The organism is Thalassobacillus sp. B23F22_16 (assembly GCF_043496955.1).
Classification (GTDB): domain Bacteria; phylum Bacillota; class Bacilli; order Bacillales; family Halobacillaceae; genus Thalassobacillus; species Thalassobacillus devorans_A.
On record NZ_JBIEKD010000020.1, the window covers coordinates 34,703 to 53,029 of the forward strand.

Sequence of the window (18,327 nt, forward strand, 5' to 3'; positions counted from 1 at the left end):
CGAGCGGGTTTTTTTATTCTTTTTAAAGGAGTGGAACCATGGAAGCAACTTTTACCCATAAAGAAACCAACTGGACGGACTGGCTGAATAAAGTCAGTCACCGCTTTCCCCATTTAGACCTGAATCAACTGAAAGACACCCAACCCAATACATCAAATGGTCAGGAACAAACCCAACAGCTGATTTTAGCATGCCTGGCTTTGATTGACGAAGAAGCACCGGATTGGACTTATGTTGCTGCAGAATTACAGCTGGAACAAATGTACGAAGAAAGTTGTACCAATCGCACTCATTCTCGCCCTTACCAGGGATTTCGTCACATGATCAGTCATCTGATAGACGAAGGAATCTATCATGCTGACTTATTAACCGTTTATACTGTAGCAGAAATGGAAGAACTGGAGGCTGCCATATGCCCTGATCGGGATAAGCTGTTTACCTATATCGGATTAAAAACCCTCCATGACCGCTACCTGGCTAAAGACAAACAAGGCAGATTATACGAACTGCCTCAGGAACGATTCATGATCATTGCCATGACCTTGATGGAAAAGGAACCAAAAACGAAACGCATCAGCCTGATCAAAGAAGCCTATTGGGCCCTCAGCAACTTGTATATGACCGTCGCGACTCCAACCCTGGCTAATGCGGGAAAAAGTTATGGTCAGCTGAGCTCGTGCTTTATCGATACGATTGATGACAGCTTACAATCTATCTTTGATAGTAACACAGATATTGCCAACTTAAGTAAACATGGTGGCGGCATCGGCGTCTACCTTGGGAAAATCAGAAGCCGTGGAAGTGATATTAAAGGCTTTAAAGGAGTCTCATCCGGCGTCCTTCCCTGGATGAAACAATTGAATAATACGGCAGTGAGCGTCGATCAGCTCGGTCAGCGCCAGGGAGCAATAGCTGTCTATCTCGACGTATGGCACAAAGACATCCTTTCCTTTTTAGACGCACGCCTGAATAACGGTGACGAACGGCAGCGCACCCACGATTTATTTTCCGGCGTTTGTATACCGGATGTTTTTATGGAAGCGGTTGAAGCAAGGGATGACTGGTATTTATTCGACCCACACGAGGTCAGACGGGTCATGGGCTTTTCCCTGGAGGATCTTTATGATGAAGAAAAGGGAGCCGGCTCCTTCAGGGAAAAATACCAGGCATGCATCGACCACCCAGACTTATCCAAGCAGTCCATCCCGGCAATCGAAATCATGAAAAAAATTATGGTCAGCCAATTAGAGACTGGTACACCCTATATGTTTTACCGTGATGAAGTCAACCGGATGAACCCGAATCGTCATGAAGGCATGGTCTACTGCAGCAACCTCTGTACGGAAATAACCCAAAATCAGTCTCCTACGATAGAAGAAGAGCACTATGTGAAGGATGGGAAGCTGCATATCGTTCGGGATCCTGGGGATTTTGTTGTTTGTAATCTATCAAGCATCAACCTTGGAAAAGCAGTGCCAGCCAATGTATTGGAGCGGTTAATATCTATCCAGGTCCGGATGCTTGATAATGTGATCGATCAAAATACAATCCCAGTCATGCAGGCGCAATTGACGAACCAAAAGTATCGCGGTATCGGGTTAGGCACCTTTGGCTGGGCTCACCTGCTTGCTCGTAAGCATATCAAATGGGAATCAGAAGAAGCTGTCCAGTATACGCATAAAGTTTATGAAGAAATCGCCTACCATACGATTCAGGCCAGTATGGAATTGGCTAAGGAAAAAGGCGCCTACCCCTCATTCCAGGGATCGGATTGGGAAACCGGCGAATTTTTCGCGAAACGTAATTTAAACCGAAACGAAAGTTGGGACAAGCTTATAAATCAAGTCTCAGAAAACGGAGTCCGAAACGGGTATATGATGGCGGTAGCACCGAATTCCAGCACATCCTTGATTGCCGGGAGTACAGCCAGTATCGACCCGATATTCAAAAAGTTTTATTCGGAAGAGAAAAAGGACTTCAGAATCCCTGTCACAGCTCCTGATTTATCATCAGAAACCTATTGGTATTACAAGGCTGCACATGAAATCGACCAGCACACCAGCATCGAGCAGAACAGCGCCAGACAAAGGTATATCGACCAATCTATCTCGTTCAATTTTTATGTCAAAAATACCATCAAAGCGAAAGAACTACTCGATTTACATGTACATGCGTGGAAAAGCGGCTTGAAAACCACTTATTACACCCGTTCCACTTCGAGCCAGGATAATTTTGAATGTGACAGCTGTTCATCTTAAGGAGGAATATTCATGAAGTTACAGGAAAGAAAATTGGTGGACCACGAAGCGCCTAATGCATCTACCGGGATTATTAACGGGAATAGCTCCAATGTGCTGAACTGGGATGATGTACGTTTTCCCTGGGCGTACCCGATGTATAAGAATATGCTGGCGAACTTCTGGATACCTAATGAAATCAACATGAGCAATGACATCAAGCAATGGTACACACTGTCAGACCAGGAACAAGACACGTTCAAGAAAATTATTGGTCTGCTCGCTTTTCTTGATTCCATACAAACGGACTACTCCAGTAAAATAGCTGATTATTTAACTGATTCGAGCCTTGCTGCCTTGATGCAGGTGCTTTCATTCCAGGAAGTGGTCCACAATCAGTCTTACTCTTATGTCCTGTCTTCCCTCGTCGATCAGCGCGAACAGGAAGCCATATTCGAGTACTGGAAGCATGATGAAGTATTGAAAGAACGGAATGAATTTATTACAAGAGGATACGAGTCATTCGCAGAAAATCCGTCACCAGAAACTTTCTTAGAGTCCATCGTTTATGATGTCGTCCTGGAAGGCCTGTTCTTTTACGCAGGGTTCTCTTTCTTTTATAACCTGGCCCGAAACGGCAAAATGGTTTCTACCAGTACGATGATTAACTATATCAACCGGGACGAACAGCTTCATGTCACGCTGTTCGCAAATATTTTTAAGGAAACATTGAAAGAAAACCCAGAGCTTGATGCTTCTCATTATCGTGGATTTGTGGAGAAGACTTTCCGTGAAGCGGCAGAGCTTGAAATTAAATGGGGACGTTATATTATTGGCGACAACTTCCCTGGCATCACGATGCCGGAGTTAGAAGACTATATTAAATTCATGGCTAATAAACGCAGCCGTCAACTAGGTGCCGGCAAACCCTTTGAAGGCTATGATAAGAATCCGTTGAAATGGATCCGTGCCTACCAGGAAGTTGATGAAGGTAAATCTGATTTTTTCGAACAGAAATCCAGGCAGTATACGAAAGTGTCCGAGGATAATGGATTTGATGAACTCTAGACATATTAGGGCATGAAGAGGCCTCCGCTAATATTGCAGTAGCGGAGGCTTTTTTTCACAAACATGCAGATGTCTCATATACGCAATTTATTTCTCATAAAGCGTTGGGGTGTCTCATTTATTTTGAAATTTGTCTATTATAATTCCGATAGTGTCTCTCTTATTTTCTTTTTTGTCTCATATACTTTGGATACTATCTCATTTACAGCTCTATTGTCTCATTTAATAAGCTGATCTAAGCTGATTTCGCTTCATACCGGCATTAAAAAAAGCATACTTTTATCCTATCTCTCACAACGTTCTCCCTAATTACAGAACGTTTGTTCCCCTTTTGTGAAAAATATGGTATCCTTGTAAATAGATATCGATCTTGTAGGGAGAGGTCGGCTAGCCCCATGTCCGAGGAAGAAGGGGGTGATGCCTATGATGGGTACGTATGAAGTCCTGATGGTGATGCTTGCGTTCGGCACCTTTATTCTTACGTTGCTCGCCCTGGTCATCAAACTGACCAATAAAAAATAGACCTCCCTATTAACCCTGGACAAGTTGATTGGGAGAGGTCTATTCCTGACGGCCGATCCCCTGGGGGAATCGATATCCTAGAGACCGCAGCGCCAACTGCGGTCTTCTTACCTTATGTCTGTACCACTTTAATGATACCACAAAATCTCAAAAATAGTATAATGAATCCCATTTTATTAGTGAAAATTTTAACAAACCTCAATTACTCAAATTTGAAAGCGAATGATTGATCATAACCACAATGGAAACAACTTTTCTCAAAAATGAGTCTTCAAGTAAAGAAAGTTTAAAAAACGAAGCAGCCTGTAAGCAGCTTCGTTCATAAGCCTTTTATTCCACCCAAGTATACATATAGTTCGAATCCTCATAATCCTTCGCCTGCTTTACCACTTTGAGCGGCCGGAACGTATCGACCATGACCGCCAGTTCCAGTGTTTCCTTTTTGCCAATACTGGCTTCGGTCGTTCCAGGATGCGGCCCATGAGGAATACCGCTCGGGTGCAGCGTTATCGAACGCTCATTAATCCCTTTCCTGCTCATGAAATTCCCTTCGACATAATAAAGCACTTCGTCACTATTCACGTTGCTGTGATAGTACGGAGCTGGAATCGACTCTGGGTGGTAGTCGAACAGACGTGGCACAAACGAACAAACGACAAAATTATGCCCCTCAAAGGTTTGATGGACCGGAGGCGGCTGATGGATTCGTCCCGTAATCGGTTCGAAGTCTTCGACGTTGAACACCCATGGATAAAGATAGCCATCCCACCCGACGACATCCAGAGGATGGTGGTTAAAGATATGCTTATGAACATGGCCCCGGGATTTAGTCAGTACTTCAAATTCACCTTTGTCATCGTAGGTTTCCAACTTTTCCGGCCCGCGGATGTCCCGTTCACAAAATGGGCTGTGTTCCAGCAACTGGCCATACTCATTGCGATACCTCCTGGGCGTCGTAATCTGACTGAACGACTCTACAAAAAAGATCAGACTTTCACTCTCCGGTACCAGACGATAAATGGTTCCAATCGGGATAACAATATAATCCCCTTTCCGGTAAGTAATCGTACCGAACATACTTTCAATCTTCCCTGCACCAGTATGAATGAATAACATTTCATCTCCGTCGCCATTGCGATAAAAAGCTTCCATCGGTTCAGTCACTTTCATGGTTCCCATCAATAAGTCTTCATTCCCGAGCGTATAATTCCGGGCATCTAACGCATTTCCACCCCTATCGGCTTCCGGCGTCTGGAAATGACGGTGCCTCAGTGCATCCTGCTCTTCAAATTCAGGCAGGTAGCTATACAACTGCTCCGCTTTTGTCACCTCGGTCGGCATGTGGTGATGATAAAGGATCGACTGTGTTCCTGAAAAGCCTTTCGTTCCCATCACTTGTTCACGAAATAATGTTCCGTCTTCTTTCTTAAACATGGTATGTCGCTTATGGGGAATCTCCCCTAAACTTCGATAAAACACCCGTCTCCCTCCTTCAACTGCTTATATAATTTTATTGGTCAGTTTTCCTAACCCTGAAATTTCAAGAGACACTTCATCCCCCGGCTCCAGCCACCGGTGTACATCTGTTCCTAACTCCAGAATGCAACCCGTACCAACTGTACCTGAACCGATCACTTCGCCAGGGTAAAGTGTGACATCTGCGGAAGCACGCTCGATCATTTCAGCAAACGAATAATGTATCGTCTCAAAATTTCCTGCCGAGAGAACCTTTCCATTTACTGCCGCTTTCATTTCCAGGTCATAACGCCCGTCTTTTTGAAAAGGAACCAGCTCATCTTTCGTGACCAGCCACGGACCAATCGAAGTAGCGAAATCTTTCCCCTTCGCAGGTCCAAGGCCGACCTTCATTTCCTGCTGTTGCAGATCGCGGGCACTCCAATCGTTCATGATGCAGTAGCCGAATATATAATCACCTGCCTCTGCAGCAGGTATATTCCGGCCTTGTTTCCCGATGACACAGGCGATTTCCAATTCATAATCCAGCCATCTACAGTTTTCCGGCCTGGCCACTTCTTCCTCCGGACCTTTGATCGCCAGGTGATTCGAAAAATAAAAAACAGGAATCTCATACCATTCGGGCACCACGTCGAGGCCGCGCTTGCCCCGCGCTGTCTTTACGTGTTCTTCAAAAGCATAGAAATCACGGACACTGACAGGCCGGGGCAAAGGTGCTAACAAATCCACCTCTTCTTTTCGATAGACTCCTGCATCATCTATATTCAAAGAATCTGCGAGTTTTTCAACCAGACCGCGATACGCTTCTTCTTTTTCAAGGAACGTCACTAAGTCTGCCGGCAATTCACCGTTTGAAGCCTCATGCATATCTACGACTACATCTTTGTCTATCCAGCCTGCAGCTATCTTTCTTTGTTTATTAATAAACGTGATATATTTCATTTTAATCCCTCAGGGCTTTTCTTCCGTTCTAACGTGAACGTTTCGGCAATCGCTTTTGTATAATTCTGGCCTGCCATCCGCCCGATTGGGTTCAATTTTTCTGTATCGATACGGCCACTTTCATATAAATCGTCATTTACCTGAACCACCTTCACCTTTCCAATCACCAGGCTTCCTGCTCCTGGCTCATTGCCAAAATGAAGCAATTCATGGAGCTCGCACTCCAGGTGCACCCTGCTCTCTTTTACACGCGGGGGCTTAACCGAAGTACTAGCTGCTTTCGTTAATCCGGCAGCTTCGAATTCATCGACACCATACTGATACTCGATGGCGGTATTATTCATTTGTTCGGCAAAATCTTCGCTGACAACGTTGATGACAAATTCCTTCGTCGCTTCAATATTCCGCAATGTATCCTTCTTCTCACCATCTGTCCCACGAAGCATAGGAGCAAAGCATATCAACATCGGATCGGCACAGATGCCGGTAAAAAAACTGAATGGGGCGAGATTCGCATTTCCTTCTGCATCCACAGTAGAAACGAAAGCAATCGGTCTGGGCAGCACGGAACCGATCAATAGTTTATATGCGTCTTTCCAGGCCAGGCTATCGGGTTTAATTTCCATGATTTATCCACCACGCTTTCTTAGTAGAAAAAGGGAGAACCGTAGTCTCCCTTGATTTTATTCTGCAGTTATAGCTTCTTTTAAAGATTTCCTCTTCGTTCCTGTTCCCGTTCGATAGATTCGAAGAGTGCCTTGAAGTTTCCTTCCCCGAACCCGCGGGCCCCTTTACGCTGGATGATTTCAATGAACATTGTAGGACGGTCAACGATCGGCTTTGTGAAAATCTGTAATAGATAGCCTTCATCATCCCGGTCTACGAGAATCTTCAACTCTCTTAATTTGTCGATTTCTTCATCTATTTCCCCGACTCGGTCGGACAGTTCATCGTAATAGGCATCTGGTGTATTAAGGAATTCCACACCGTTTGCACGAAGCTTGGTTACCGTATCGACGATATCTCCGGTAATTAAGGCAATGTGCTGCACCCCAGGGCCATTATAGAAATCAAGATATTCTTCGATTTGAGATTTTCTCTTTCCTTCTGCTGGTTCGTTGATCGGGAATTTGATCCGCCCGCCGTTGTGCATCACTTTTGACATCAACGCGGAATATTCGGTTGTAATATCTTCATCCGAGAAGTGGCGCATTTCCTTGAAGCCCATGACTTTTTCATAATAGGAAACCCATTCTTCCATCCGCTCTACATTTCCGACCACATGATCGATGGCGGCAATGCCGGCCGATTCATGAGGAACTTCGAAATCGGCTGGAAGGAACCCAGGCATGAACACGCCTTTATAATCTTTACGCTCCACCAAAGTATGGATCGTATCGCCATACGTTCCAATTACCGCTTTTTTCACTGGCCCATACTCATCATCGATCGTGAATGGCGGCGTAATTTCAATCGCACCACGAGATACCGCTTCTTTGTATGCTTTATCGACATCATCTACCGTAAGGGCGACGTCTTTCACTCCGTCTCCGTGCTTTTTCGTGAATTCAGCAACTCTGCTGCTTTCTGTCAATGTGCCCGTCACGACAATCCTGACCTTGCGTTGCTGCAGCACATAAGATACTGTTTCACGATTTCCTGTTTCCAATCCGGAATACGCCACCGGTTCAAACCCGAATGCCGTACAGAAAAAGTGGGCTGCCTGCTTAGCATTTCCAGTATAATATTCCAGGTAATCCACTTCTTTGACCGGGAAAAAATCCTCAACCGCTTCCGGCGCCTGTTTTTGTGTAACTTGTTCTTTCATACGTAATCCCTCCAACATTAATAATTCTTATTATTTCAAGTCAACGAATAGTAAATATGGTCGTTCTATCAAGGTCTGCACCCGGTTGGTGAATGAAACTGCCGTACCGCCATCTGCCACACGATGATCGAACACCATCGAGATATTCATCATCGAACGAATTGCTATTTCGTCCTCATTGACCACCATCGGTCTTCTTTTTGTTTTATGAAAAGCCATCAACCCAACTTCCGGATAGTTGATGATCGGGGTAGCCCCAATGCTGCCACCAAGCGGGCCGACATTACTGATGGTAAATGTACTTCCTGTCATCTCTTCACGCTTTAAGCGATTCTCAACAGCTTTTTGTGTCAATGCTTTCAGTTCTTCATGGATTGTCTGTAACGACTTTTTCTCTACATTTTTAAGTACAGGAACAATCAGACCTTCTGCTGTATCCGTAGCAATTCCGATGTGATGTTCCTTTATGATCCGGATGGCTTCGTTTTCTTCATCGAGTCTGGCGTTGAAAACCGGAAATTCCTGAAGTGCCACGGATACGGCTTTGACAAAAAAAGCAGTCGCCGAAATAGAAAGTTCCTCCTGCTTCAGTTCCTGTCTGATACTAAGCAATTCCGTGACATCTATTTCCTCAAAGTGCGTACAATGAGGAATGGTAAATAGGGATTGCGTCATCTTATTAGCAATCTGCTTTCTTCTGCCACGAAAAGGAATCGTCTCCGAATTTTCTGATGTGACTTCCGTTTGTTCTTCCACTTTAGCAGGGGCTTCAGGAACTGGCTCAGCAGCATAGCGTTTAACATCGTCCACTGTAATCCTGCCTCTGATACCGCTCCCTTCTACCTGTTCTATATCAACGTCAAGCTCGCGGGCTACCTTCCTTGTGTAAGGCGCAGCCTTGACACGCCGGTCCGGAGCCGTAACTTCGAACCTTTGAACCAGAGGGGCTTCCGCTTTCACTGGTTCTTTCTCTAATTCCACTGTAGCGGCGGTTTCCCGTTCCGCTTCGCCGGAGGTTTCAAGTACGACCACCGTTGTCCCAATGGAAATAGTCTTTCCCTCTTCCACCAACAGTTCCTTGACTACCCCGTGCTGTGGAGCTGGGATTTCTGCTGTCATTTTATCTGTAGAAACCTCTACCACCGGTTGATCGACAGTCACCTTATCACCAGGCTTCACAAGAAAATGTGTCACCTCTGCTTCGGTCATTCCCTCCCCGATATCATGAAGCTTTATTTCAACCATAGTCACCCTCCCCCGTCAAAACTTGATCACCTTTTCGATCGCATGCTTCACCCTCGCCGGAGTCGGCAGGTATTCATCTTCAAATCCGAAAAAAGGTACCGGTGAGTCAAAACCGGTCACACGCTCAACCGGGGCTTTCTGATAAAGAAAAGAGGTGTCGTTGACGATTGCCAGTACATCATTTCCCACTCCCCCGGTTCCATGTGCTTCATGAACTATGACTGTCCGTCCTGTTTTTTGAACAGATGCGGCTATCGTATCCCGATCGATTGGATAAAGGGTACGGAGATCAATCAGTTCACAGGAAACCCCTTTTGCTTCCATTTCTTTCACAGCCTGCGATGCGACAGGAACCATCGCTCCCCAGGTAATGACAGAAACATCATTTCCTCCCTGCAGCTTGTTCGCTTTCCCGATTTCGACGGTATATTTTCCTTCCGGCACTTCTTCCCGGGACGAGCGATAGCACCGCATCGGCTCTAAATATAAAACAGGATCCGGGTCCTCGATTGCCGCTATAAGCAGCCCTTTCGCATCCACAGGTGACGATGGACAGACGACTTTCAACCCGGGCATGTGGGTAAAAATCGCTTCCGTACTGTCGGAATGGATTTCAGGAGCCCGTACTCCTGCCCCATAAGGAGCGCGGATTACAATCGGCACCGTAAAATGTCCCATCGTACGGGAACGCAGGCGGGAAGCGTGCGTCATGATCTGTTCATACGCCGGATAGATGAAACCAAGGAATTGGATTTCAGCTACAGGACGCAGCCCATTGACCGCCATCCCGATCGCCGCTCCGATAAACCCGGCTTCGCTAAGCGGCGTATCCATCACCCTGTCTTCACCGAATTCCTCCTGCAGATGATCGGTGGCACGAAAGACCCCACCATTCTTTCCAACATCCTCCCCAAGAACGAGGACGTTTTCATCTTCGGCAAGCATCGTCCGCATCCCGTCGGTTATAGCCTGGACAAGCGTCATCGTCTTCTTTTTTACTGCTGTTGTTGATTCCATACGGGAACCCCCTTCTTCGCTTGGAAGTATTCCTGCTTTTGCTGCTGCAGCTGCCAGGTAGGTTCCGCGAATACATGATCAAAAATATCAGCGGGGTCTGCCGGCGGAAAGCTTTCCATTTCTGCCACCGCAGCATCCACCTCCTCAGCCGCCTGCTTCTGCATACGCTCTGCCCACGCTTCATCGAACCAGCCATTATTTTTTAATAGCCGTTCTACACGCAGGACCGGGTCCGTCTCTTCCCTTTTTCGTTCACTCTCCATCTGATCACGATATTTCGTCGGATCATCAGCAGTCGTATGGGCCCCATAGCGCCAGGTCACCGCTTCGATCAGTGTCGGTCCTTCACCGGCTCTTGCCCTGTCCATCGCTTTCAACGTTTCAAAATAAACAGCGAAAACATCATTGCCATCAATGCGAATGCCGGGAATATCATAAGCCAGCGCTTTCTGGGCAATCGTTTTTGTTTTCATTTGTTTTTCCATTGGTACAGAAATGGCATAACGATTATTTTGATTGAAAAACACTACCGGAGCTTCAAACACACTGGCCATATTCAACCCTTCATGAAAATCGCCTTCAGAAGTGGCTCCATCTCCAAAATAGACGATGGCAGCATTTTTCGTTCCTTTCCGCTTTTCCGCAAAAGCTGCCCCTACCGCGTGGGGAAGCTGAGTCGCGATGGGAATGCCAGGAGGGGAGATATTTTTCCCCTCCGGTGGGATACAGCCTTCATTTCTGCCATTCCAGAATAAAAGGATATTTCTCAAGGAGTGTCCGAACGTCATGGCTGCTCCATGATCCCGGTAAGAAGGAAACATCCAATCCTCCGTTTCCAATGCCAGTGCACTGCCCACCTGGCTTGCTTCCTGCCCTTCGTATGGCGCATAGGTGCCGATTCTTCCCTGACGCTGCAAGCTGATCCCCTTCTTGTCAAAAGTACGGATGCGGATCATGTGCTGGTAAAACGTCCTAGCCAGCTCTTCTGTCACCATTTCTTTGTAATCTTCGCCAGTAATATTGCCGTTTTCATCTACCCACTTCGTTATAGGAAACTGATTTTCCATCAAACCACCCTTTTTTTCATGGATGTTTACTTAATTTCTTACCGCCCATTTCGGTCGTTTCATATGGCTGAAGAAGCTGTTGCGCTGGGCACGGGATTCAATTCTTCTTTCACATAACAGATTGGATGCTTCCACTGTGCAGATACCACTGTTCATCGATTCCTGGAAAACATCCAGTAACGATGTATAAATCGCTTTTGTCTTTCTTAACACCCTTGCTTTATTCGGTTCGTACAATTCATCCGCTACCTGTATCAGGCCGCCTGCGTTGACGATATAATCCGGCGCATAAAGAATTCCTTTTTCCTGCAGTATTTTCCCGTGACGTATATCGAGCAATTGGTTATTTGCTGAACCTGCAACCGCTCTTACCTTCAACTGCTCGATCGTCTCGTCGTTGATGACTCCTCCGAAGGCACATGGTACAAAGACATCAGCGTCAACACTATAAATCTCTTTATCATGGACGACTTTCACAAACCCGTTATACTGTTTCGCTTTAGATAACACATCATCAATGGCCGATTGGTTAATGTCAGTGACATACAGGTTGGCTCCTTCCTGGAGCAGGTGCTCTGCTACTTTGGCCCCTACTTTTCCTAAGCCTTGAATGGCATAGGTCTTGTCACCAAAATCCGGACTTCCCCATACCGCCTGGTTGGTTGCCTTCACTCCATAAATGACACCTAATGCAGTCGGTACGGAGGAATCCCCGCTGCCGCCGTATTCTTCTTCTACTCCTACGATACAGTTGGTTTCTTTCAGCGCATGGACAAAATCCCCCGGCGTTGTTCCCATATCTGTGCCGGTATAAAAGCGTCCATTCAATGATTCAACGAACTGCCCAAAAGCCCGGAATAACTCAGGATTTTTGTCTTTTGCCGGGTCGCCGATGATGACCGCTTTACCTCCCCCGAAATCGACATCGGCGGCCGCGCATTTGTAAGTCATTCCTTTCGAAAGACGCAGGACATCTTCCAAGGCTGCATCCACACTCTCATAAGGCTGCATCCGGCATCCCCCAAGAGCCGGACCAAGGGTCGTATTATGAATGGCGATGATCGCCTTCAACCCTGTCGCCTGATCGTTACAAAATAGCACCTGCTGATGTTCACTGATGCGTTCGAACATATCCATGTTCATGATGACTCCCCCTTTTGTCATACTTTTCTAGTAAGCGCTTTCACATTTCCCAAAAAAAATAGATTTATACTTTATTCTCTATTTGCAGCATTTCTTTTATCTTTACTTTTGGCAGAATAACCTGCTTCACTTCACCAGTTCCTATGATTTTTCCATCACTTTCCGCCTTCACCTCTGTAACGACTATATTACGTTTTAATGCTGTCACTGTCGCTGTTATTTGTACTTGCGTACCTTCAGGAGCAGGGTTAACATGTTTGACTGTGACAGCCCCGCCCATCCCTTCCTCCTCATCTTCTAAATAAGGAAGAATGATTTGCCTTGACGCCCATTCCATATAATAAACAAGGGATACAGTGGAAAAAGTCTCGTGGACAACTTCCCCTTCGAACTGGGCGAACATATCACTTGTCACCTTCGTCCTCACTGTTGCTGATTGTCCTTCATGCATACCAGGCTTCATTAGATTCCCCCTTATCCTATTGTTCTAGCAGCTATTCCTATGTATCCTGCCAACACAGAAGCGGTATCACCCCACTTTTGACAGGAAAGTTTGTGAAATCAGCTTAGCAAGGCTCGGTCACTGGCCATTTGTTCACCCCGTATCCGCTGGAACTCAGCCATCAGTTTATCTACAGTCAAATGTTTCTTCTCTTGTTCATCCACCTTCAGAATAATTTGACCTTTATCCATCATGATTAACCGATTACCTAAATCCAGTGCCTGCTGCATATTATGGGTGACCATCAGAGTGGTCAGATTATATTTCGCTACAATCTCTTTCGTCAGGTTTGTAATCAACTCCGCACGCGAAGGATCGAGCGCGGCTGTGTGTTCATCCAGTAAAAGGATGGCAGGTTCCGTGAAAGTGGCCATCAATAACGATAACGCCTGCCTCTCCCCACCTGAAAGGAGCCCCACTTTTACATTCAGTCTGTCTTCCAGTCCTAGATGGAGCGTTTCCAATACTTCTTTAAAATAGGCCCGGCGGCTTCTCGTTACCCCTTTTCGAAAGGTACGGTTTTTATTACGCGAATAGGCCATGGCCAAATTTTCTTCTATCGTCATTGTCGGAGCCGTCCCCGCCATTGGATCCTGGAACACTCTTCCGATCAGCTTAGACCGTTTATATTCCGGAACCAGGCTGACATCTTTTTCATTTATCCGGACCATCCCTGTATCCGGGAGAAGTACCCCGGAAATGATATTCATCAACGTAGATTTCCCGGCACCATTACTTCCAATGACTGTTACGAAATCTCCACCTTTCATGGAAAGGTCGACATCGTCCAGCGCTATTTTTTCGTCCGGTGTATTTTCATTGAATACTTTATGGATTCTATTTAGCTGCAGCACGTTGCTCTCCCCCACTTTCCATTGGCAGGTCTACCATGATTTCCTTATGCTTTTGTTTCTTCCGTCTCTTTTCACGATGGCTGTCAATCATTTTTGGAACCGTCAATGCCAGAATGACGATCGTAGCTGTAATCAGTTTCATATCTCCGGTTTCCAAAAATTCCACCCGAAGTGCCAGACTGACGACAATCCGGTAAATGATGGCGCCGCCAACTACCGCAAGCGTTGTTCTCGCAATTGTCTTCGTACCGAATAGCGCTTCACCAATAATGACGGATGCAAGACCGATAATGATCATCCCGATTCCCATACCGACATCTGCGAAAGATCCGTACTGTGCAATCAGAGCTCCGGAAAAAGCGACCATCGCATTCGATAAGCCAAGCCCAAGGATGACTAGCAGATTGGTATTGGCAGAAAAGCTTCGGATCATTCGTTTATTGTCCCCGGTAGCCCGTACAGCAAGGCCGATCTCGGTTTTCAAGAACATATCGGTTGCGAACTTGATCATTAAGGTAACCAGGATCATGAAAAATAGAATTGCCCAGGTGGAAGGCAGGCTGCCTCCCAGCCCGATCAACTCCAACCCTTTGTTCAGAATCGGATCGATTCCAAGCTTTTCCCAGAACGAAGAGACAGTTGTAAAGGCTGTCTCTTCATTGAGCAAAGGAATATTCGACCTGCCCATTATTCTTAAATTGATCGAATAGAGTGCGATCATCATCAGTATCCCGGATAATAAGGCATTGATTTTTCCAATGGTGTGAAGCATCCCGGTAATACAGCCCGCCAGAAAGCCAATGACCAGCGCAATGAGGGTAGCAACAAAAGGATTGCCGCCATTGACAATCATTATTGCCGCAACAGCAGCCCCTGTGACAAAGCTTCCATCAACGGTCAAATCGGGAAAATCCAGGATGCGGAAGGATAAGTAGACCCCTAAGGCCATGATGGCGTAGATGATACCTGATTCTAGTGAACCAAAGATTGCTGTAAACAAGTTGAATCATCCTTTCTGCTTATTCACCTTCGAAAAATTCTGCGATGTCGCTCCACTCATCCTTGATTTCAAGACCTTGTGCTTCTGCTGCATCTTTATTGATAACAAGTTTCAAGTTTTTAGGGTAGGAAACTGGAATGTCAGAAGGTTCTTTATCGCCATTCAATACCTGGGCAGCCATTTCACCAGTTTCATAGCCGAGGTCTTTATAGCTGAATCCACTGCCAGCTACCGCGCCAGCTTCCACGGAATCCAATTCACCTGCGAACATTGGAATATCTTCTTTCTGAGCAACATCAATAACAGATTCCAAAGCAGAAACCACCGTGTTATCCGTTGGGATATACATGGCATCGACACGCCCTACTAATGATTCAGCAGCTTGTTTCACTTCTGCAGAAGTAGAAACGGAAACAGGTACCAGCTCAACATTTGTGTCTCCTAATACTTCTTTAATGACATCTACTTGTACCGTGGAATTTTGTTCTCCTGAATTATAAATGACACCGATTTTTTCAGGCTGTAATTCATCTACGATAAAATTGATAGTTTGAGGGATAGCATCTGGATGTGTATCAGAGGTTCCCGTAATGTTATCACCTGGTTCCTCAAAAGACGAAACTAAATTTGCTCCGACTGGATCTGTAACCGAAGTGAAAATGATCGGGATATCTTTGGTTGCATTCAGCGCACTTTGGGCGCTTGGAGTAGCATTAGCAAAAATCAAGTCTACTTTGTCACCGACAAAGTTGTTGGCAATCGATTGGGCATTATTCATATCACCCTGTGCAATTTGTACGTCGTATGTAACATTCTCCCCTTCGACATACCCATTCTCTGCAAGGGCTTCTTTGAATCCTTCAAAAGCTGCGTCTAAGGACGGGTGTTCCACAATCTGTGTGACACCGATTGTTACTTTTTCATCACCGGAAGCATCACTGGCACATCCGGCAAGTAAAGCCATGCTCGCAAACAACAGCATCATAACTCCCATTAATCCTTTTTTCATCTTGGTCCCCCTTAAAAATTTTTATCATAATAGAAATGCCTCCCCGGCAACCGCCTCATAAGCACTTCCATCATCACCAATTTAAGTTAATATGATAAACAACATACATAACGTGTTATTACCGTTATATTATCACTGACATCAGATTACGTCAATTTGTTTTCAGAATATTTACCATTGTTTTATTATTATTAATTCGACTGAAAACCTCAATCTCCTGCATGATTAGGAGATATCTGCCACCCCCTTTCGCCCTTTTATGTTTTTAAGGATCTTCAATAATAGAACCGAAAAGTCGAAGACTTGATTTCGAGATGATTGTGAGAGTTTAGGTGCGTTGGGGAAGGATTCGCTTTCCGCGGGGAAGACGGCAAGCCTCCTCGAGCTAAAGCTCTGCGGGGTCTTGCCAGTCTATCCTTTCCCGCAGGAGTCTCAACCTTCCCCCACGCCCCTTGCCATATATGAGACTCGAAATCGCCCAGCCCTACTTAGTGAAGAAAACCCTCTCACAATGCTAAATTGATCGGTATTTTCTGTTCCAAAAGTACGCTATTTTTGATAGCAGTTTCAAGATGCTAACAAACGTATGGTGGCTGGGAAAACGGTGAGACTCCTCGAAAATGCTACGCATTTTCTTCGTGCGGTGTTTATTCAAGAAGCTTATTCAAAGTCCTGTGGGAATAACATGAGCGGTGAGATCCCGCAAGGCGGAGCCTGAGGAAGCTCACCACATGCCCATGGAAAGCGATCCGTTTTCCCGGCCACCATAATCGCAACCTAAAGTCTCGAATTTGAGTCTTCAGCAATTGGGAACTTATCTGTGAAATTAGAGACAAAAAAATACTGCAGCTATTTCAGCTGCAGGTTATTTTACATAGTTAGAATTGAAGTTCTCGTGTAACTGCTGGATTCGGGACGCCGCATCATTCATCATCATATCGATAAGTTCAGCAACAGAAGGAATATCAGAAACGAGCCCCGACACTTGTCCTCCGTTAATGAAGCCTTCATCCAGCCGCCCTTCGATTGCGCCAATTTTATGATAATCTTCAGAAGTCATTTCATTGAACTTTTCTAATGGCACTCCTGTTTTTTCATAATCAAGTAACTTCTTGCTATAAGGTGTATTCATCACTCTTCTCACTCGGCCAACCGACCTGCCGACAATCATCGTATCGTTTTCTTTCGCTTCCAGCAGCGTCCGTTTGTAGGCTTCATGGAACGGCGCTTCTTGTGTAGCGATCAACCTTGTTCCCATTTGTACACCGCTTGCTCCAAGCGCGAGTACAGAAGCCAGTCCTCTTCCATCTCCAATGCCCCCTGCTGCCAGTACCGGAACTTGGACAGCATCGACGATTTGAGGAATCAACGTCATGGTTGTCAACTCAAGGTTAGAGTTGATCCCGGCTGCTTCATAACCTTCCGCCACAATGACATCTGCTCCTGCCTGTTCAGCTTTGACCGCCTGTTTGACGGAAGCAGTGACGGTAATGATTTTCCTTCCATGTTCTTTCAACACAGGGATCAGCGGAGCAGGATTTCCCGCTGATAAGGATACTACTGGTACCTCATGCTTAAGGATAAGATCGATGGTCTCCTCTAAATATGGGGTCACTTTTATCGCGACATTGACGGCAAATGGGCGGTCCGTCCTTTCTTTTGTTTCCACGATGATGGACTCCAGTTCGTGAGGAGCCATCGTCCCTGCCCCGATGGTCCCCAAACCGCCTGCTTCAGAAACAGCGGCAGCAAGTGGAGCATTACTGATATTACCCATACCACCTTGAATAATCGGATTGCGAATATTTAATAAATCACAAACATGCTTCATAATTTTCCCCCTTCGTATAAATAATGTTATAATATTTTTAATCTTTACACAACGACAAGGAGGAAGACAATGTTACATACTTACGGAGGAAAGCAGCCTGAAGTAGATGATACGGTATTCATGGCCCCAGGTACCCATATAATCGGAGATGTCTCTATAGGAAAAGAATCAAGCATCTGGTTCAACGCAGTCTTGCGAGGAGATGAAGCTCCAATTAAAATCGGGGAACGCTGCAGCATCCAGGATAATGCGACCTGTCACCTTTATGAAGAATCTCCGCTGATCGTCAAGGATGAAGTGACGGTCGGCCATAATGTCATCCTTCACGGGTGCACGGTGGAAAATCGCTGCATCATCGGGATGGGCTCGACGATTCTGGATGGAGCAGTAATTGGAGAAGAATCAATCATTGGAGCCAACACATTGATTCCCCCAGGGAAGAAAATCCCGCCGCGTTCGCTTGTAGTCGGATCTCCCGGAAAAGTAGTCCGGGAACTGAACGAAAAAGACTTCGAACTCATCCAGCTATCGATTGATACATATGTCCAGAAAGGAAAAGAATACAAAAACCAAATTAAATAAACTG

At 45.7% G+C, this 18,327-nt stretch carries 17 protein-coding genes; 4 read left to right on the forward strand and 13 right to left on the reverse strand.

The window, feature by feature from the left end; translation table 11 throughout:
* The first annotated feature begins 38 nt into the window (after window positions 1–38).
* The 3 genes from ACGTNI_RS14880 (at window position 39) to ACGTNI_RS14890 (ending at window position 3,827) form a co-directional block, all read left to right on the forward strand.
* Entirely contained in the window at window positions 39–2,258 is a 2,220-nt protein-coding gene (locus tag ACGTNI_RS14880) for a ribonucleoside-diphosphate reductase subunit alpha (RefSeq protein WP_394463584.1), read from the forward strand.
* Between the two features lie 12 nt (window positions 2,259–2,270).
* Window positions 2,271–3,305, forward strand: a complete 1,035-nt coding sequence (locus ACGTNI_RS14885; protein WP_394463585.1) for a ribonucleotide-diphosphate reductase subunit beta — start codon at window positions 2,271–2,273, stop codon at window positions 3,303–3,305.
* Between the two features lie 423 nt (window positions 3,306–3,728).
* Window positions 3,729–3,827, forward strand: coding sequence for a putative holin-like toxin (locus ACGTNI_RS14890; RefSeq protein ID WP_143030722.1), 99 nt, complete (start codon window positions 3,729–3,731; stop codon window positions 3,825–3,827).
* 330 nt (window positions 3,828–4,157) lie between these two features.
* Here ACGTNI_RS14890 and ACGTNI_RS14895 read toward each other — a convergent pair whose 3' ends face one another.
* The 13 genes from ACGTNI_RS14895 to ACGTNI_RS14955 form a co-directional block, all read right to left on the reverse strand.
* Window positions 4,158–5,261, reverse strand: a complete 1,104-nt coding sequence (locus ACGTNI_RS14895) for a homogentisate 1,2-dioxygenase (protein ID WP_176223888.1) — start codon at window positions 5,259–5,261, stop codon at window positions 4,158–4,160.
* Between the two features lie 66 nt (window positions 5,262–5,327).
* Window positions 5,328–6,245 carry a fumarylacetoacetate hydrolase family protein gene (locus ACGTNI_RS14900; protein WP_394463586.1) on the reverse strand — a complete coding sequence of 306 codons (918 nt, stop codon included), beginning with the start codon at window positions 6,243–6,245 and terminating at the stop codon, window positions 5,328–5,330.
* Window positions 6,242–6,871: a flavin reductase family protein gene (locus ACGTNI_RS14905; RefSeq protein ID WP_394463587.1), complete on the reverse strand. Its 630-nt coding sequence runs from the start codon at window positions 6,869–6,871 to the stop codon at window positions 6,242–6,244. The genes ACGTNI_RS14900 and ACGTNI_RS14905 overlap by 4 nt, the downstream gene beginning before the upstream one ends.
* 80 nt (window positions 6,872–6,951) lie before the next feature.
* On the reverse strand, window positions 6,952–8,073 hold the full coding sequence (gene hppD / locus ACGTNI_RS14910) for a 4-hydroxyphenylpyruvate dioxygenase (protein ID WP_394463588.1): 1,122 nt from the start codon (window positions 8,071–8,073) through the stop codon (window positions 6,952–6,954).
* Between the two features lie 30 nt (window positions 8,074–8,103).
* Entirely contained in the window at window positions 8,104–9,318 is a 1,215-nt protein-coding gene (locus ACGTNI_RS14915; protein ID WP_394463589.1) for a dihydrolipoamide acetyltransferase family protein, read from the reverse strand.
* A gap of 15 nt (window positions 9,319–9,333) precedes the next feature.
* Window positions 9,334–10,335: an alpha-ketoacid dehydrogenase subunit beta gene (locus ACGTNI_RS14920; RefSeq protein ID WP_394463590.1), complete on the reverse strand. Its 1,002-nt coding sequence runs from the start codon at window positions 10,333–10,335 to the stop codon at window positions 9,334–9,336.
* Window positions 10,314–11,402 (reverse strand): pyruvate dehydrogenase (acetyl-transferring) E1 component subunit alpha, encoded by a 1,089-nt coding sequence (pdhA, locus tag ACGTNI_RS14925; RefSeq protein WP_394463591.1) that lies wholly within the window; start codon window positions 11,400–11,402, stop codon window positions 10,314–10,316. The genes ACGTNI_RS14920 and pdhA overlap by 22 nt, the downstream gene beginning before the upstream one ends.
* A 30-nt stretch (window positions 11,403–11,432) precedes the next feature.
* Window positions 11,433–12,539, reverse strand: a complete 1,107-nt coding sequence (locus ACGTNI_RS14930) for a Leu/Phe/Val dehydrogenase (protein WP_394463605.1) — start codon at window positions 12,537–12,539, stop codon at window positions 11,433–11,435.
* A gap of 70 nt (window positions 12,540–12,609) precedes the next feature.
* Window positions 12,610–13,008 carry a thioesterase family protein gene (locus ACGTNI_RS14935; RefSeq protein ID WP_394463592.1) on the reverse strand — a complete coding sequence of 133 codons (399 nt, stop codon included), beginning with the start codon at window positions 13,006–13,008 and terminating at the stop codon, window positions 12,610–12,612.
* Between the two features lie 98 nt (window positions 13,009–13,106).
* Window positions 13,107–13,901: an ABC transporter ATP-binding protein gene (locus tag ACGTNI_RS14940; RefSeq protein ID WP_085505015.1), complete on the reverse strand. Its 795-nt coding sequence runs from the start codon at window positions 13,899–13,901 to the stop codon at window positions 13,107–13,109.
* Window positions 13,885–14,901 (reverse strand): ABC transporter permease, encoded by a 1,017-nt coding sequence (locus tag ACGTNI_RS14945; RefSeq protein WP_085505014.1) that lies wholly within the window; start codon window positions 14,899–14,901, stop codon window positions 13,885–13,887. The genes ACGTNI_RS14940 and ACGTNI_RS14945 overlap by 17 nt, the downstream gene beginning before the upstream one ends.
* A gap of 19 nt (window positions 14,902–14,920) precedes the next feature.
* Complete coding sequence (locus ACGTNI_RS14950) at window positions 14,921–15,910, reverse strand: ABC transporter substrate-binding protein (RefSeq protein WP_394463593.1); 990 nt, start codon at window positions 15,908–15,910, stop codon at window positions 14,921–14,923.
* 865 nt (window positions 15,911–16,775) lie between these two features.
* The gene (locus tag ACGTNI_RS14955) at window positions 16,776–17,741 is read right to left on the reverse strand and encodes an NAD(P)H-dependent flavin oxidoreductase (protein ID WP_394463594.1); all 966 of its coding nucleotides are present in this window, start codon (window positions 17,739–17,741) and stop codon (window positions 16,776–16,778) included.
* Window positions 17,742–17,810: 69 nt separating this feature from the next.
* Here ACGTNI_RS14955 and ACGTNI_RS14960 point away from each other — a divergent pair, with 69 nt between their 5' ends.
* A complete protein-coding gene (locus tag ACGTNI_RS14960) occupies window positions 17,811–18,323 on the forward strand; it encodes a gamma carbonic anhydrase family protein (protein ID WP_394463595.1) in 513 nt (170 codons plus the stop codon).
* Window positions 18,324–18,327: the final 4 nt, after the last annotated feature.

Excerpts from the sequence above, each read along its gene's own strand:
- ACGTNI_RS14880 (WP_394463584.1), top strand. The coding sequence starts at position 39 with ATGGAAGCAACTTTTACCCATAAAGAAACCAACTGGACGGACTGGCTG.
- ACGTNI_RS14885 (WP_394463585.1), top strand. The coding sequence starts at position 2,271 with ATGAAGTTACAGGAAAGAAAATTGGTGGACCACGAAGCGCCTAATGCA.
- ACGTNI_RS14890 (WP_143030722.1), top strand. The coding sequence starts at position 3,729 with ATGATGGGTACGTATGAAGTCCTGATGGTGATGCTTGCGTTCGGCACC.
- ACGTNI_RS14895 (WP_176223888.1), bottom strand. The coding sequence starts at position 5,261 with ATGTTTAAGAAAGAAGACGGAACATTATTTCGTGAACAAGTGATGGGA.
- ACGTNI_RS14900 (WP_394463586.1), bottom strand. The coding sequence starts at position 6,245 with ATGAAATATATCACGTTTATTAATAAACAAAGAAAGATAGCTGCAGGC.
- ACGTNI_RS14905 (WP_394463587.1), bottom strand. The coding sequence starts at position 6,871 with ATGGAAATTAAACCCGATAGCCTGGCCTGGAAAGACGCATATAAACTA.
- hppD (WP_394463588.1), bottom strand. The coding sequence starts at position 8,073 with ATGAAAGAACAAGTTACACAAAAACAGGCGCCGGAAGCGGTTGAGGAT.
- ACGTNI_RS14915 (WP_394463589.1), bottom strand. The coding sequence starts at position 9,318 with ATGGTTGAAATAAAGCTTCATGATATCGGGGAGGGAATGACCGAAGCA.
- ACGTNI_RS14920 (WP_394463590.1), bottom strand. The coding sequence starts at position 10,335 with ATGGAATCAACAACAGCAGTAAAAAAGAAGACGATGACGCTTGTCCAG.
- pdhA (WP_394463591.1), bottom strand. The coding sequence starts at position 11,402 with ATGGAAAATCAGTTTCCTATAACGAAGTGGGTAGATGAAAACGGCAAT.
- ACGTNI_RS14930 (WP_394463605.1), bottom strand. The coding sequence starts at position 12,539 with ATGGATATGTTCGAACGCATCAGTGAACATCAGCAGGTGCTATTTTGT.
- ACGTNI_RS14935 (WP_394463592.1), bottom strand. The coding sequence starts at position 13,008 with ATGAAGCCTGGTATGCATGAAGGACAATCAGCAACAGTGAGGACGAAG.
- ACGTNI_RS14950 (WP_394463593.1), bottom strand. The coding sequence starts at position 15,910 with ATGAAAAAAGGATTAATGGGAGTTATGATGCTGTTGTTTGCGAGCATG.
- ACGTNI_RS14955 (WP_394463594.1), bottom strand. The coding sequence starts at position 17,741 with ATGAAGCATGTTTGTGATTTATTAAATATTCGCAATCCGATTATTCAA.
- ACGTNI_RS14960 (WP_394463595.1), top strand. The coding sequence starts at position 17,811 with ATGTTACATACTTACGGAGGAAAGCAGCCTGAAGTAGATGATACGGTA.